The organism is Marinobacter antarcticus, assembly GCF_011049865.1.
GTDB classification, from domain to species: Bacteria; Pseudomonadota; Gammaproteobacteria; order Pseudomonadales; family Oleiphilaceae; genus Marinobacter; species Marinobacter antarcticus_A.
Window position 1 is genome coordinate 38,998 of sequence record NZ_DRGY01000121.1, and the last position, 16,223, is coordinate 55,220.

At 59.5% G+C, this 16,223-nt stretch carries 7 protein-coding genes and 1 pseudogene; 4 read left to right on the plus strand and 4 right to left on the minus strand.

Annotated elements, in window-relative coordinates; genetic code table 11:
- Positions 1–57: 57 nt before the first annotated feature.
- Entirely contained in the window at positions 58–1,791 is a 1,734-nt protein-coding gene (locus tag ENI00_RS15120; protein WP_304104223.1) for an ABC transporter transmembrane domain-containing protein, read from the minus strand.
- 169 nt (positions 1,792–1,960) lie between these two features.
- Here ENI00_RS15120 and ENI00_RS15125 point away from each other — a divergent pair, with 169 nt between their 5' ends.
- Positions 1,961–3,766: an ABCB family ABC transporter ATP-binding protein/permease gene (locus ENI00_RS15125; protein ID WP_304104207.1), complete on the plus strand. Its 1,806-nt coding sequence runs from the start codon at positions 1,961–1,963 to the stop codon at positions 3,764–3,766.
- On the opposite strand, the gene recD is transcribed toward ENI00_RS15125, so the two are convergent.
- Genes recD through recC form a run of 3 tightly spaced genes read right to left on the minus strand, consistent with a single transcriptional unit; the run spans position 3,760 to position 13,369 of the window.
- Entirely contained in the window at positions 3,760–6,045 is a 2,286-nt protein-coding gene (recD, locus tag ENI00_RS15130; RefSeq protein WP_304104209.1) for an exodeoxyribonuclease V subunit alpha, read from the minus strand. The two genes, ENI00_RS15125 and recD, sit on opposite strands and share 7 nt — an antisense overlap.
- The gene (gene recB, locus ENI00_RS15135; RefSeq protein WP_304104211.1) at positions 6,042–9,779 is read right to left on the minus strand and encodes an exodeoxyribonuclease V subunit beta; all 3,738 of its coding nucleotides are present in this window, start codon (positions 9,777–9,779) and stop codon (positions 6,042–6,044) included. Before recB ends, recD begins: the two co-directional genes overlap by 4 nt.
- On the minus strand, positions 9,776–13,369 hold the full coding sequence (gene recC / locus ENI00_RS15140; protein WP_304104213.1) for an exodeoxyribonuclease V subunit gamma: 3,594 nt from the start codon (positions 13,367–13,369) through the stop codon (positions 9,776–9,778). The genes recB and recC overlap by 4 nt, the downstream gene beginning before the upstream one ends.
- A 201-nt stretch (positions 13,370–13,570) precedes the next feature.
- On the opposite strand from recC, the gene ENI00_RS15145 reads away from it, so the two are divergent.
- The 3 genes and pseudogenes from ENI00_RS15145 to ENI00_RS15155 form a co-directional block, all read left to right on the plus strand.
- On the plus strand, positions 13,571–14,092 hold the full coding sequence (locus ENI00_RS15145; protein ID WP_304104214.1) for a DUF4864 domain-containing protein: 522 nt from the start codon (positions 13,571–13,573) through the stop codon (positions 14,090–14,092).
- A gap of 56 nt (positions 14,093–14,148) precedes the next feature.
- A complete protein-coding gene (locus ENI00_RS15150; protein WP_349740432.1) occupies positions 14,149–15,876 on the plus strand; it encodes a VRR-NUC domain-containing protein in 1,728 nt (575 codons plus the stop codon).
- Positions 15,873–16,223: pseudogene (locus tag ENI00_RS15155) on the plus strand (ATP-dependent DNA helicase); the annotation flags it as partial. The gene ENI00_RS15150 and the pseudogene ENI00_RS15155, both read left to right, overlap by 4 nt.

Consider the following 16,223-nt stretch of genomic DNA (forward strand, 5'->3'; position numbering starts at 1 on the left):
TGTCACCTAGCATTGTAAGGAGTACCGTGTCGTGACACAAACTGTCGATGCTCAATGTCATACCGCTTGCTCCCGGAACTGCAGCGCTGCGAGGCGCCGGTACAGCGGGTTTTCCCTTATAAGCTCTTCATGGGTACCGATCGCCAACAGCCGACCCTGATCCAGAACGGCAATGCGGTCAGCATCGCGCACGGTGGCAAGTCGGTGCGCGATCACCAGGGTCGTTCTGTTGGCGGTGAGCGCCGGCATTGCCTGCTGGATCAGGTTCTCGCTTTCTGCGTCCAGAGCGCTGGTGGCTTCATCCAGCAGCAGAATGGGTGCATCGGCAAGGAGCGCTCGGGCAATCGCGAGTCTCTGCTTCTGGCCTCCTGAGAGCCCCAACCCGGCGTCACCCAAACGGGTAAGATAGCCTTCTGGCAGCTTTTCAATAAATTCATCGGCGTGGGCAATGCGGGCGGCCTGTTCAACGTCGGCCTGGCTGGCGTCAGGGCGTGCGTAACGGATGTTGTCCGCAACCGTGCCATGGAACAGGGCCGGGTTCTGGGGAACCAGTGAGAAGCAGCCGCGCAGTGCCGCCAGAGAGACAGCCGCGCTGTCTATGCCGTCAATATAAATGGCCCCGCTGTCGGGCTGATAAAAATGCAACAGCAGGTCAAACAACGTGGATTTTCCGGCGCCTGAGGGCCCGACCAGCGCAAGGGTTTCGCCGGCGCGGATCTCCAGGCAAACATCCGCCAGCGCGGGATGTTCGCGGCGCCCGGAGTAGGAAAAATTAAGGCCTTTAATCGAAATATTGCCCGCAATGACGTCCGGAAATACGCCTGTCGATTCTGCGGGTCGATCAAAATCGGGTTCTGTGTGCAGCAGCTCGAACAATCGAGCGGCGGAGCCCGCGGCCCGTTGCAACTCGCTGATCACTTCACTGATGGCGCCTGCGGCCAGGCCCACCAGCAGGCTGTAAAAGACAAACGCGGCCAGGTCTCCAGGGGTAATGCGCCCGTGAATCACATCAAGACCCCCAATCCAGATCACGATGCCGATTGCCCCCATCACCAGAGTAATCACCAGGGTGGTCAACCAGGCGCGCTGTCGGATGCGGTCGCGGGCGATGTCGAAGGCCAGCTCCGACACCTCCGCAAAAAAGCGCCGGTCATGGGGCTGGTGATTGAAAGCCTGAACGGTTTTGATCTGCGTGAGATTTTCGCCCACGTAACTGCCCACATCCGCCACTCTGTCCTGGCTGAGCCGCGACAGTTGCCGAACCCGGCGGCCAAAAAACAGGATGGGCACAATCACCAGGGGAAAACCCAGCAGAATGATCCCAGCGAGCTTGGCATTGGTGATAAACAGCAGCACAAGCCCACCCACCAGCATCAGCGCATTGCGCAGGGCAATGGAGACGGTCGAGCCGATAACCGATTGCAGCACCGTGGTATCGGCGGTAAAACGCGACTGTATTTCCAGGGCCCGGTTTTGTTCGAAAAATCCCGGGTGCAGATCAATCAGATGATTGAAAACCTGTTTGCGGATATCCGCCACCACCCGTTCGCCAATCCAGGACACCAGATAGAACCGGGCGAAGGACCCGAACGCCAAACCCAGCACCAGAATAAAAAACAGCCCGACCGCCCGAGCCAGGTTGGCCGGAGACTGGGTGGCCAGCCCCTGGTCGACCAGAATGCGCAGGCCCTGCCCCAGCCCCAGTGTGATACCGGCGGTGATGACCAGCGCGACCATGGCACCCGCAACCGCCCTGCGATAAGGAAGAATAAAGCCGATGACCAGTTTCAGGGCTTGCCGGTGACGAGTATTAATAATGTGCCTCCTGTCGTGACGGGGTGGTAAAACGCAGTGGTGATGCAGAACGTTGCGGTGCTGTAAACTCCGGTTGATATACGAATGCCGCTTTCAACAAGCCTTATCATACGCTTGCCCCCACAGTAAAAAGGAAGGAATTTCCGTGCGCGCTTATGCCGACAGTGATTACCCGGCCAACCACAAACCGGATTGGAAAGTGATTGCCGGCCTCTGGCCATATCTCGCCGAGTTTCGTGGGCGGGTGGCGCTGTCTGTTGCCTTTCTGATACTGGCAAAGTTGGCAACGGTAGCGACCCCGGTGGCCCTGAAATACATCGTTGATTACCTGGACCAGGGCCGCGAAGGCGAGTTGCTGCTGTGGATTCCCGTGGGGCTTGTGGTTGCGTACGGCCTGCTCCGGTTTGCCAGTACCCTGTTCAGTGAGCTGCGGGATGCGGTGTTTGCGCGGGTGGCCGAGCGCGCCATGCGGCGAGTGTCACTGCGGGTGTTCCGCCATCTCCACGACCGTGAGCTGGCATTCCACCTGGATCGCAAAACCGGCGGCCTGGCCCGGGACATCGAACGCGGCACCACCGGCATCAGCTTTCTGCTGCGCTTTACCCTGTTCAATATCGTGCCCACCTTGCTGGAAATCGTGATGGTGGCGGGCATTTTACTGGTCGCGTTCAACGCCAGCTATGTGTTTGCCATCGTGATCGCGGTAGCGGTGTACATCGTTTTTTCCATTGTGGTTACCGAATGGCGAACCCGCTTTGTGCGCGAGGCCAACGCCCGGGACAACCAGTCCAATTCCCGCGCAATAGACAGCCTGCTCAACTATGAGACCGTGAAATACTTTAACAACGAACAGTTTGAAGCGGATCTTTACGATCAGGACCTTGAAGGCTGGGAGCAGGCGCGCCTGAAGAACCGCCTGTCGCTGGCCGCGCTGAACACCGGTCAGGCGCTGATCATCGGCATGGCCATGATTACGATGATGGTGATGGCCGTGCGGGAAGTGGCCAGCGGCGCCATTACCCTGGGCGATTTCACCATGATCAACGCTTACCTGCTGCAGTTGTTCATACCACTGAACGCTCTGGGTTTTGTTTACCGGGAAATTCGCCAGTCCCTGGTAAACGTGGAGCGCCTGTTTGGTCTACTTGGGGAAAAGCCGGCGGTTGAAGACGCTGCTGAGGCGCCCGCACTGGTGGTGGATAAAGGCGAAGTGGGTTTTCATCACGTGCATTTTGCCTACCGTGCGGATCGCCCGATTCTGCAGGATGTGAACCTCTCCATACCGGCCGGGCACACACTCGCGGTGGTGGGGGCCAGCGGCGCCGGTAAATCTACCCTGGCCCGCTTGCTCTTCCGGTTTTTTGACGTGGAAAAAGGCCGTATAACCATTGATGGGCAGGATATCCGCGAGATCAGCCAGGACAGCCTGCGCGCGGCTATAGGTGTGGTGCCGCAAGATACCGTGCTGTTCAACGATACGCTATACCGCAACCTGGCCTATGGCCGACCAGAGGCCACAGAAGCCGAAGTACACTACGCTGCCCGTCAGGCGCATCTGGATGAGTTCATACGCAGCTTGCCTGATGGCTACGACACTAAAGTCGGCGAGCGCGGCCTGAAACTCTCCGGCGGCGAAAAACAGCGCGTTGCCATTGCCCGGGTGCTGCTGAAAAACCCGCCCCTGTTGATTCTGGATGAAGCCACCTCGTCGCTGGATTCCATTTCCGAGCAGGCGATTCTGGGCGCCCTCAACGAAGTCAGCCGCCAGCGCACCACGCTGGTCATCGCTCACCGCTTATCCACCGTGCGCGACGCCGATACGATTCTGGTGATGGATCACGGGCAGATTGTTGAAAGCGGCGGCCACAATGAGCTGCTGGCGCAAAATGGCTACTACGCCAGGCTGTGGCTGCAGCAACAGCGCGGCGATGATGACGACGAAAATCAGTAGGAAGAGGAAAGGCATACAGAAGCCAATCCTGAGGCGCGCACCACCCTCTGGCCGACGCTTTCGCTGAATACGCTGGCGTCGCCGGTAATCAGGCTGAACCAGTTTTTTGCGCGGGTGATGCCGGTGTAAACCAGCTCCTGTGTGAGCACGGGGCTCAGGCGATCGGGCAGCACCAGGCAGGTGTGATTGAACTCCGAACCCTGGGATTTATGCACCGTCATGGCGTATACGGTTTCCAGTTGCTGCAGCCGGCTCGGTGAGATCCAGCGGATCGCGCCACTGCCATCGCTGGCGGGGAACGCAACGCGCAAGACCGTTTGTGGGCTGTCACTGCTGTTTGGCGTGCTTTGAGAGCCAGCGCCCCAGGGCAGGCTGAAGGTAATGCCCACGTCGCCGTTCATCAGCCCCAGGTTGTAATCGTTGCCGGTAATCAGCACCGGACGCCCTGCGTACCAGCCTTCAGCTCTTGGAATCAGTCGTTGCGCGAGCAAGTGGTGGGCGATCAGCTCGTTCAACCCTTCCACGCCCCAAGGGCCGCGGCGCAGGGCGCACAGGATCTGAAAGTCGCTGAACGCCTGAAGTACCGATTTGGCCAGGTCGTCCCATTCGTCTTTCGTGCTGTTGTCGTTCAGGCCGTGACCTTGCATCCGTGACAAGTAGTGGCGGTAACCCACCGGTGGCTGCAGGGGCAGATTGTTGCCATCCACTCGCCCTTCCCCGTGGTTGCGGAACGCCTGGGGGCTGCCACTGACCGCATGGTCACAGATCAGCGCCTGAGTGTCTTCCAGCGCTGTTTTTTTGCTGTGGCCATTCAGCCACACCACATCCTCAAACCCGGCGTTACGGGCCTTCTGGAGTGTGTCAGCGTCCAGGGTGTTGGTGTTGACCGCCTCGGCAAGCTGGCGAATGCCGCTGCCTTCCGCGAAGCGGTAACTCTTACGCAGCATGGCCACCGCCTGATCCAGCGGTTGGCCTTCGGCATCTTGAAGGGTTAGCGGGATGTCGGTACCGGTTATCGCCTGCAACCACTGCACCGTCGCTGGCCGATAATGTCCGTCTGGCGCGCGCTGACACAGCTCCCCCAGCACCGCGCCGGCATCGACCGACGCCAACTGATCTTTATCGCCCAGCAGAATCAGTTGGGCGTTGGCGGGCAGGGCGTCGAATACCGACGCCATCAGGTCCATATCCACCATGGACGCTTCATCGATCACCAGAATATCCACGAGCAGCGGATTGTCCCGGTTGTGACGGAATGTGCGGGTATCCGGGCGGCTGCCCAGCAGGCGATGCAGGGTGGTGACTTTGGTGGGAATGTCCGCCAGCGCCACCTGCCCCGGCAACTGCGCCAGTGGCAGGCGGCTGACGGCACCGCCAATCGATTCGTTCAGCCGTGCGGCGGCTTTGCCAGTGGGGGCCGCCAGGCGAATGCGGTATTTGCGCCCGGCCCGTTCGGTGGATTCGCCGGCGACGGACTGCAGGGCTGCCAGTAAATTCACCACGGTGGTGGTTTTGCCGGTGCCGGGGCCGCCGGTAATGACGGCGAAACGGTTACGGGCTGCCAGGGCGCAGGCCAGCTTTTGATAGTCCACAGCTGAGCTCACAGAATACCCTGAAGAGCCCTGCGGTTTGAAGAGCGCATCCAGCGCCTGGCTCAGGGTTTTGGCTGCAGGCGAAGACGGGTCGGCCAGCACAGACGGCTGTGCCAAACGCTGCACAATACCGGCGGCAATCTGTTGCTCATAACGCCAGAAGCGGCGCAGATACAGACGCGTTCCGTTCAGCACGAGCGGCGTAGTATGTGAGCCATCACTTACTGCTAAGGCCCTGCCCAGAGCTGAAATGCATTCATCAGCCGACACGCGCGCGAGAATATCTCCGGGGCCCGGCTGCCGGGTTTGCACAGGCAGGATTCCGATTGGCTCCTCCGGTGGCAGCGATAACGTGCTATCCGCATCGGCCAGCAGAGTTGCCAAATCCACACATACGTGGCCCCGGCCCACCTGGTGGGACGTCAGGGCAGCGAGTAATAAAACCAGAGGCTGCAGTGCTTCCCTCTGCTCTTCTGACAGGTCTTGAATCAGCCGCGCAAAGCGCACATCCAGAGGGCGAATCCACCCGGCTTGCTGCCAGCTATCCAGCAATTCCAGAACCGTTTCTGTCTGGTTCAGCGCAAGGCTGCTGTCCAGGCTCGGAGAAGCCGACGCGGTTGTATCGATATCAACGGCGTCGTCCAGATCAAACGCAAACTGGTTGTCGGTATTTCGCGTTTTGCTCATGCCGCCACCTCCCCGAGGGCTGCCGTGCCGTCAAACATGGCATCCAGTTGTTCAATCAACTCTCTGGGCGGCTTGTCGGTAAACGCCCCCGCTCCAGGCGCATTCACGCCCCGTAAAAACAGATACACAGCGCCGCCCATGTGCCGATCGTAGTCGTAATCCGGCAGGCGTGCTTTCAGCAAACGGTGCAGAGCCAGCAAGTAAAGAACGTACTGCAGATCGTAACGCTTCTCCAGAATGGCTTCGCCCATGGCCTGATCTGTGTAGGCGCTGTCGTTATCACCCAGATGATTGGATTTGTAGTCCAGCACGTAATATTGCCCGTGGTGCTCAAACACCAGGTCGATAAAGCCTTTGAGCATACCGTTGAAGCGCCCGCCATCGACCCGCGGACGATCCGCGCCGTTGAGGGTGTACCGGGTAACAAGCTGGTCCATGGCCCGGGTGCTGACGTTGCGGCTTTCAAACCAGAATTCCAGTTCAGGTCGCAGTGTGCCAAGGCTCGCCAGGCTGGTGATTTCACCGCTGTCGCGGTTCAAAGGCAGCGGTTGGCGAATCAGCGCCAATATCCACCGCTCCAGTGTGTCTACCCAGTCGCTCCAGCCCCGCGTGCTGCAGCGGCGGATGAGCTGCTCACGCAGTTGCAACGGGTTGTCCACAATGTGTTGCAGGCCCTGTTGCGCGCACCATTCCAACAAATCGTGCAGAAACGTACCCGGCCCGGCGCCTTTGGGAAAATAATGCAGGCTGTGGCCAAGCGGAACGGTTACGTCTTCCTCATCGCGGTTGTGGGCGCCCTCTTCCAGCAGATTTTGGCTTTCTTCGTCTTCCACTTCGCCGGCGAACACAATGCCCGTGCCAGACAGCCCGGTGTATTCCAGGGAGGAGTAGCTGGCTATCCACCAGTCTTCCCGGGCTTCCCGGGTTGAGATCAGTGCGGGCCCGAGGGCCGCGGGCGTTTCTTCGGCGTAATGCACATTGGTTGCCGCCGGCAGCGGCTCGGCATACAGTTCCGTGTGGCCGCTAACCAGATGGCCCAGCGCGTCACTCAGCGGGAGTTGCGCCGCAGGTTCACCACCCAGCAGATACCCCAGACCGCTGAGGTGCCAGTTTTCAATGTCGGCAACGCCCACCCAGGTGGCGAATCGGGCGCGGGTCAGCGCTACGTAGAGTTTGCGGATGTCTTCGCCCAATCGTTCTTTGTCTGCCCGGGCAACGTCTGCCGGTGTTGGATCGAACACGGTGATCAGCTGTGAGTTGTCATCGTGATAGCGCACGAACGATTGTTTTTCGCTCTGGGCTCGGAACGCGGTGCCAAAGGGCAGGAACACCAGCGGGTATTCCAGGCCTTTGGATTTGTGCACGGTGATGACTTTTACCAGCCCGGCGTCGCTTTCCAGGCGCAGGGTACGGTGTTCGTCTTCTTCGTCTGCCGCCCGCAAAATCTGGGTAAAGTGATGCACCAGTGCGTGTTCGCCGTCCAGTTGCAGGCTGTCTTGCTGCAGCAGTTCGGCAATGTGCAGAATGTCGGTGAGCCGGCGTTCGCCGTCCGGGCGCTGCAGCAGTTGCCCGGGTACGGCAAAGTCCATCAGAAAGCTGCGCAGCATGGGCAGTACACCCTGGTTTTGCCACTGTTGCTGATAGCCCATAAAGCGCTCGATTTCCCGCTCCAGCGCCATTTCGTTGGTCAGCAGTTGGTCGAGATAACGCCAGGGTAAACCCAGCGTGGGCGTCGCGAGTGCGGCGCGGGCATAGGCCAGTTGCCGGGGTTCGGCAAAGGCTTTGAGCCAGCACAGCACTTCCTTCGCCTCCTGGGAGGCGAGTACCGAATTCCGGTCAGACAGGTACACGCTTTTGATGCGCCTTTGGCCAAGGGCATCGCGCACCGCAGCGGCTTCGTTGCGGTTGTTCACCAGAATGGCAATGTCTTTGGGTTCAATCGGCTCTATATCATCCGGGTCACTCTCCAGAGCAAAACCGGCTGATCCCTGCTGGCCAAGCGTCAGCAGGCGGGCGATTTCACTGGCGCAGGCTTCGGCTACATTTTTAGTGACGGTGCCTTTGGCGAGGCTTTTGCGATCGCCGTTTTTGTCTTCCTGATCACTTTCCAGCGACCACAGCGTAAGGCTGGGTTGGATATCGCCGTCAACCGACCACAGGCGTTTGGTGCCGTTGGCCTCCACGCCCTGAAACGGCAGCGGTGAGGTATCGCCTTTGCCGAACAGAAAGGCGCCCTCGGGGCTGTGCAAATCGCCGTATTCGAACACCCGGTTGACCGCGTTCACCATGGGTTTTGACGAACGGAAGTTGCGGCCCAGGGTCCAGGTGCGGTCGCACGCGCCGGCGCGTGCGTCCAGATAGGTATGGATATCGGCGCCACGGAAGCCGTAAATCGCCTGTTTGGGGTCGCCGATCATCAGCAGGCAGGTGTCCGGGTGATTCTCCGCAACCCGGTAAATGCGGTTGAAGATGCGGTACTGCACCGGGTCGGTGTCCTGGAATTCGTCAATCAGCGCCACCGGAAACTGGCGGCGGATGGTGGCCGCCAGTTGATCGCCACGGGGGCCATGGAGGGCGTCGTCCAGCCGGGTGAGCAGGTCGTCGAAGCCCATCTCCGAGCGCTTCTGTTTTTCTGATTCCAACCGCGCAGCAATCCAGCGGGTGGCGTGTTTCAGAATGTCGGCTTCGGCGCTGGGCAGGTTGTCTGCAAAGGCGATCAGCTCTTCGATGACATCAAAAGCAGGATGGTGGGGCACAGCGCCGTCGCCTTTGAGTTTGCTGGCCAGTATCTCTGGCGTCTGGTTCTGGAAGCCGGCTTTCTCCAGCCCGTCCGGGTAGAGCGCATCGGAAGCTGCCCATTCCAACAGCGTGTCCCAGGCCGCAATCATCGGTTTCATACTGCCGCCGTGCAGGCGTTTGTCCTTGTTGAGCCCGATCAGCAGGTCGGTTACTTCTGGTTTCCAGTCTGCCCAGGGGTGAGTTTTCAGAGACTGAGCCTGTCCCCTGCGCCGCTGCACAGTCACGTCGATGGCCTGCTTCACATCGCCGGAAGCAACGTCGAAAGAATCGGCGTCGCCAATCAGGTTGCGCACGGATGCCCGCAAGTTGTCCGGAGTTTTCCAGTGGCTCAGCACTTCGTCCATCAGCTCCGGTGACAGCGGATAAATAAACGTGCGCCAGTAATCCCGCGCTACTTCATCCAGAAGGTCGCTTTGGTCGGTTTCCAGTTTGAGGCGGAACAGGCTGCCGCTGTCGAACGCGTGCTCGGTGAGCATGCGGTTGCACCAGGCGTGAATGGTGGACACCGCCGCTTCGTCCATCCACTCGGCGGCCAGCAGCAGCTTTTTACGGCAGTCTGGCCAGGTGGCGGGGTCCGGGTAGCTGTTGTTGCGCAACGTGTATAGCAGCGCTGTTTCTGCGGAGGGCTGGGTGCTGTCGGTGGCGCCGGAAAACACGTCGGCGGCCTGGGTGAGCCGAACGCGGATGCGATCCCGCAGTTCCTTGGTGGCGGCGTCGGTGAAGGTGACCACCAGCAGGTTTGGTGGCAGCATGCCCGCGGCCAGCGCACTGCCCTCGGGCTGGTCGTGTCCGAGCACCAACCGCACGTATAAAATGGCGATGGTGAAGGTTTTGCCGGTACCGGCGCTGGCCTCGATCAGGCTGCTGCCGTTCAGGGGCAGTGCTAACGGATCAAGGTTCGGGTTGCGCTTTTTGTCAGATGTTTCAGCTGTCATGGCGTGCCCTCAAACTGGCCAGCGGCGGATTTGCCCTGTTCGGCTTCCCACAGAGGCACGTAAAGTTCGTGCAACAGCGCCTCAAATTCGCCGCTTTGCATTAACACGTCAGCACTTTCGAAGGCGCCTCTAAGGTAACCCGTGTCCCGCTCCAGCGCGGTGGTGTAGGCCTGTTGGGCATCGCTGATGGCGCGCTCGTGGTCACCGAGGAACTTCTTGCTTTGATAGAAGCTGTAAATCCAGGCAAAACCGGCGTCCACGTGCAGCGGCAAGGCCCGGGTGCTGGCGTCTATCCAGCGCGCCAGTATGGCATCCAGATGCTTGGCGGCGGTTTCCGGCTCTAGGGGCGCAAAGCGGACTTTACGGCCCTCTTCCTTGCCCAGAATCAGGGTTTCGAAAGGTTGCGATGTCAGCTGCCCCGCCAGATGAATGACCCAGTCGCGCATTAAATTGGCATAGCGCAGCTTTTTGGTTTTGCCGCTGCCGCTGAGCAGGCTGGAACCGGCGATCACTAACCGGCAGATCTTGCCGTCGTGGTTGCGGCGCAGGTTATCAATCAGGTCCAGCACCTCCACCGATCCTGCACTGTTGACCAGGCGATGTTCAAACGGCACGGGCTCGCTGAGGGCTTCGGGCCATTCGGCCAACGCGCCTTGATACCGTTGGAAAAGATCCGGCAGGCGACCGGAGAGCTCAGTGCGCAGCCGGTGTTCCGTAACGCCCATGCCCAGGTCGCCGCGCCGCGCCATGCGGTCGAGGGTGCTTTCAAGGCGTTCCTGCAGGTCTTGTTCATCGCCGGCTTTCAGCAGGCCTTGCGCAATCAGTTCGGTGTCTAACCGCCAGCGGTCGAGCCCGTTGAGGTCAAAATTTTCTGTGTCTGTGTCGTCGTCTTCCACATCCTCGAAGCGCACCTGCAGGCGGCGCTGGTAAAATGTATCCACCGGTTTTTTCAAAAAGCCGGCCAGATCGTTGAGGGTGATGGGTTCCTCGGGCTGCTGATACGGCAGGGCTGTTTGCGGGCTTTGCGGCTTGTTCTGCTGCTGTGCAGCTTCGTCGCCATGGGCGCCGCGCCATTCGTGTTCATAGGTGAACAGGCTGCGAGCGTGTTGCACCTGGGGGAAATAATCGCGGCTGAACGGTTGCAGCGGGTGGCAGGTGGTCAATGCTTCGGTCAAGGGAGCATCAGGCTGCCCAGCCACCTGCCAGAGGCTGTCCAGATGATCTTGCAACTGGCCTACCAGCACAGACGGGGGTCTTGGGGAATCGTCGCGAATACTACGCCCTACCCAACTGATATAAAGCTGTTCGCGTGCGGAGAGCATGGCTTCGAGAAACAGATAGCGGTCATCTTCCCGGCGGGAGCGGTCCCCGGGTCGATAATCCTGGGCCATCAGGTCAAAATCCACCGGCGGTCGCGAGCGGGGGTAGTCTCCGTCATTCATGCCCAGCAGGCACACGTTGCGAAACGGAATCGCCCGCATGGGCATCAGCGTGGCGAAGTTCACCTTGCCGGCCAGGAAGCGCTGGTTCAGGCCGCCTTCGTCGAGGCCTTCCAGCAAGACGTCCTTCACGATATTCAACGGCAGCGGTTGCTGATCCAGCCCGGCGGCGAGCGTGTCGTCCAGCCATTGCTCCAGTTGCCGACGGAAGCGGTTCAGTAACAGAAGGTCATGCCCTTCCACCTTGTGGAAAAACTGCTCGAGCATCGACGAAAACAGCACTTCCCATTGCTGGGGCGCGCGGCTGGCCTGTAACGTCTGCCACAGGGTTTCCAGGCGATACACAAACTCGCCAAGCCGCCCTGCAAGGCTGGCCTGCAGTCCGCCGATTTCGCCGTAGGGCTGAACGCCCGCCCAGGGCTCGTCGTCGCCCATGCCATAACCCAGCAGCATGGAGCGCAGGCCTGACTGCCAGGTGTTGCGCTCCAGATCGGCCGGCAGCTCCAGGCTTTCCCGGTGGGCACCGTGAAGGCCCCAGCGAATGTTGGCGCCCTCTACCCAGCGCCGGGCGAGGGGGATTTCGTCCTCGGCAATCTCGAATCGGTCGCGAATACCGGGTACTTCCAACAGGCTGATGATCTCACTCACTCCGAAACGGCTGCGGGGCAAAGACATAAAGGTTTCCAGTGCGATAAGCACCGGCTCATGGTGGCGCTGCCCCTGATCGGAAATGGTGAATGGAATATGGCGCTTGCGCCCTGATGGGTAGCGGCCAAACACCGCCTGGATATGGGGTGCGTAGACGTTGATGTCCGGCACCATCACCATCACGTCCCGTGGTCGCAACGTGGCGTCAGCGTTAAAGGCGGCTAGCAGTTGATCGTGCAGAATTTCCACTTCCCGCTGGGGACTGTGAGCATTGTGGAAGATCACCGAATGATCGCGGTTCAAATCCAACCGGCGCTGTTCATCACGAATCTCCTGCAGCGGCGTCAGGTTGTAGATGTCGTTCTGCAGTTGGTGCAGCAAACGGGGCGCCTGCCCTGTGCCGTGCTCGGAGAAAATGTCGATCTTTTGGTCCGGCGTCTGAAAGCTGGCGCGGTACTCGTCGGGATTGTCGAACTCGTCCAGCAGGCGGATGTAATCCCGGCCTTGTTTGCCCCAGGCCGCAAGCAAGGGGTTGGCGTGCTGGTGTAATTGGTCCGCATCCTCAATCTGCGACAGTGTGGGGTGAGTGGCACCGCGCTTGCGCTCGGCTTTCAGCAGTTCCCGGTCGCTGACAATATCCGCCCAGTAAAACTGCGAGGGGTTGTGGACGCACAGCACCACCTGGCTGAAACGGCTGAGTACATAGAGCGCTTCCAACGCCTGTCGTGGTAAAGACGAGACTCCGAACACCACAATGCGCTGGGGTAAGCGGCTTGGATGCGCGGGTGCGGCTATACGCTGGCCTTCGGCCATAAACCGGGTGTGAATCTGCGAGCGGCTGGTGTGGGCGTCAGCGCCTGTGTCCTTAACCAGTTTGCGCCACAGCATCGGCTGCCAGCGGGTGTCTTCCTCAATCGGCTTTTCACCGTTGCGGGTGCTTATTACTACATCCCGACCCTGCTCCCAGGCGGCCAACCAGTCGGCGCGGAACACCTGATACTGGTCGAATAGATCCGCCACTTTCTCAGCCAGTTGGAACGCCCGCAAATCCGGATCACTGCCTTCCAGAAAGCGCGCAAGCGGATTGAATACCTCGTCTGTGTGCACCAGTTCCGGTAGCAAGCGGTAGAGCCGCCACACCAACCGACGCTTATCGAAAGGGGATTGCTCCGGCACTTCGCCATCCGGCAGCACGGCGCGGTAGGCCTGCCAGATAAACCGCGCCGGGAACAGAAAATCCATACCGGCGGCGATGCCCAGGCCGCCTTCACTTCCATCGTCGGAGCGCTTTTCCGCCAGCGCCAGCTTCAGCCACTGGGCAATGCCGTTGCTCTGCACCAGAAAGGTTTCGCTCTGCAGCGGCGGCAATGGGTTCTGCTGACAGATAAACACCACCGCCCGACGCAGATCTTCCAGGTGGTTGGCGTGTATGGCGTGAAAGCCGGGGGTGATCTGGGTGTGGGCGTTTGTGGCACCTGTGGCACTTGTAGAGAGGGCAGCCATGGTTTTCCTTGTCTGGTACGCGGTTCAATCCTGATGCCTAAATTCTGATACTACTACTATCTGATACTACTACTATCTGATACTACTAAGGGTACCGTATGTGAGCACAGAAACGGATAGCCTGAAACGCTAGCATTGGGAGAGTCCGGAGCGTGCCTTTGCTCGTATTGATTAAAAAGCGTTCAATCAAGGGGTTTTGTCATGGGCCAGCAATCTATAAGCACCGGAAAGAGCGTTACTCTGTTTCTGATAATCACTCAGATGGCCATTCTGATGGTCATTCTGAGTGTCGCGATCGTCTGGCCACCCCGGGCTTTGGCCAGTGATGATGACAAACGCGTTGATAACAAAGTAGCCGAGGCTCGCGAAGCTGTCGGGAATCACGACATTATCGACATTCAAGACACCATCCTGCGTCAGATCGAAGCGTTTGCCAACAATGACCGTGAGCAAGCCTGGGCTTACGCTTCCGGGGGGATCAAGCGCCGCTTCGGGTCGTCACAGGTGTTTGTGGATATGGTCCGCGAAGCCTACCCCGCGGTGCACGACGCCACGGAGATCGAGTTCACCGAAAACGTGCATCAGGGTATTTTTTATATGCAAGGGGTGAAGTTTAAAGGCCCCGAAGGCAAACTCTGGGACGCCTATTATCAAATGATACAGGTTGAAGGTGCCTGGAAAATTGCTGGCGTGCGCTTGCAACCGGCAGAGACGGGCATTTGAAAAGGGCGATCTGAAATAGGGGTGTTTGAATTATTGTAAAACCTGCCCGTGATTCTATAAGCAAGTCCCACGGGGATTTCAGACCCGCAGCGGCGGATCTTGAAAACCCTTTGTATTATTTGGAGAACATGGAAACCGTGGTGGCCTGGGTAACCAATCACCACGCCGACCTGCTGTTGCGACCGGAATATATCTACCTGCGTGATTTCTTCGAGTTGTCCCGCCCTGCCCGTGCGTTATTGACCCGCATGGTGATGCGCGCTGGCGACCTATTCCGGGCGGACAAGCTGAATTACCCTGAACTGGGACGCCCGGTAGCGGACGCCTTGGAGGAACTGAGAGCTGCCGACTGGTTGGATACCGCCCCGCTGTTGACCCTGGACGAACTGTTTCGCCTGTTCACTCTGGCGGAACTGCGACCGGCGTTTGCGTCGGTTCTGGCGCAGTCGGGACATCCCAAAACCCTGCCTAAAGCCCGTATGCGCGAGGCTCTTCAGGACGCCCTTAAGGAAGCCCTTAAGGAGGGAACCTTCGCGGAAGCTCGCACGCTGACGGACTGGTTTGAGCGAGCAGAAGCCGTAGTGCGGGTCAACCGGATGGATCTGTTCGATCGTGTACGGCTGATGTTCTTTGGCAACCTGCGCCAGAGCTGGTCTGATTTCGTGCTGGTGGAGTTGGGTCATCACCGCTATGAACCGGTGGCGTTTACGCCAGAAGCCCGGGCCTTCTCCCGGCGCAGCGAGGTGGATACCTATCTGGCTATGCACCGCTGCCGCGAGCTTCTGGACGCCGGAATTCCCGCCGCAGACGTGTGGACCGAGGTGCCGCAGCCTTCGGACAACCCCTGGCTGACCAGCCGCCGTGATCGGCTGTTGCTGGAGCTGGGGCGACAGGCAGAACGCCAGGGCGAACGTGAGTTGGCGCTGCAAGCACTGGCGGCCAGTGGCCATCGCGAGGCAGGGTTGAAACAGCTGCGGCTGATGGAGCGGATGAAACGTTTCGAGCAAGCCTGGTGCATTGCGGCCAGTTGGCAAAATCAGGCGCTGAGCGACGCCGAAGCCCAGGGCCTGGCGCGCATTGTGAAGCGGCTGGCGGCAAAAACGGGTCAGCCGGCTCCGCTGGCGCCGCAGAACCCTGACATACATGAGTTCACGCTGACATTGCCGCCAACCGTTGGCTCTGTGGAGCGCGTGATTCGGGATCACCTGTCCACCCCTGAAGCGCCGGTGTTCTATGTGGAAAACACCCTGATCAACAGCTTGTTCGGATTGCTGTGCTGGCACGCGATCTTCAAACCAATACCCGGTGCTTTCTTTCACCCGTTCCACTCGGGCCCGGCGGATCTTGTGCGAGAGGACTTTCTGAGCCGCCGGCAAGCTGCCTTCGATCAGTGTTTTGCAGCGCTGCGTGATGGGCGTTATCGCCAGCAGATTCTGGATGTCTACGCGGCTAAACAGGGTATCACCAACCCCTTTGTGATCTGGCCGGCATTGAGTGAGGAGCTGCTGAATCTGGCGCTGGATTGTATTCCCACAGAAGATCTGCAGATTCTGTTCGAACGGCTTTTGCTGAATATCCGGGAACATCGTAGCGGCTTCCCGGATCTGGTGCGCTTTTATCCGGACGCCCCGGCCAACAAGCCGCGCTATGAAATGATCGAAGTGAAGGGCCCTGGCGACCGACTGCAGGATCACCAAATCCGCTGGTTGCACTTTTTTGCCCGCAAGGGAATCGCCGCCAGCGTGTGTTATTTGCGCTGGCAAGACAGCGGAGTCACCCCGTGAAAGTTGCGGTGAGAACCCTGTGTGAGTTCGCCGCCCGGGAAGGCGATCTGGACTTTCGCTACACGCCCGCGCCCAGTGCCGAAGAGGGCATTGCCGGCCACCAGGCCATTCAGGGGAAACGCGGTTACGGTTATAAAAGCGAGTATTCACTTACCGGTGAGTGTATGGGATTAGAGATTTACGGCCGGGCTGATGTGTATAATCCGCACGCCGGCTTGTTAGAAGAAATCAAAACCCACCGTGGCGACTTGTCCCGCATTCGGCCTCACCAGCGGGCGTTGCACCTGGCTCAGTTACGGGCATACGGGGCCCTGCTGTGTCGACAGGAAAAGCGCAAATCCCTGAAA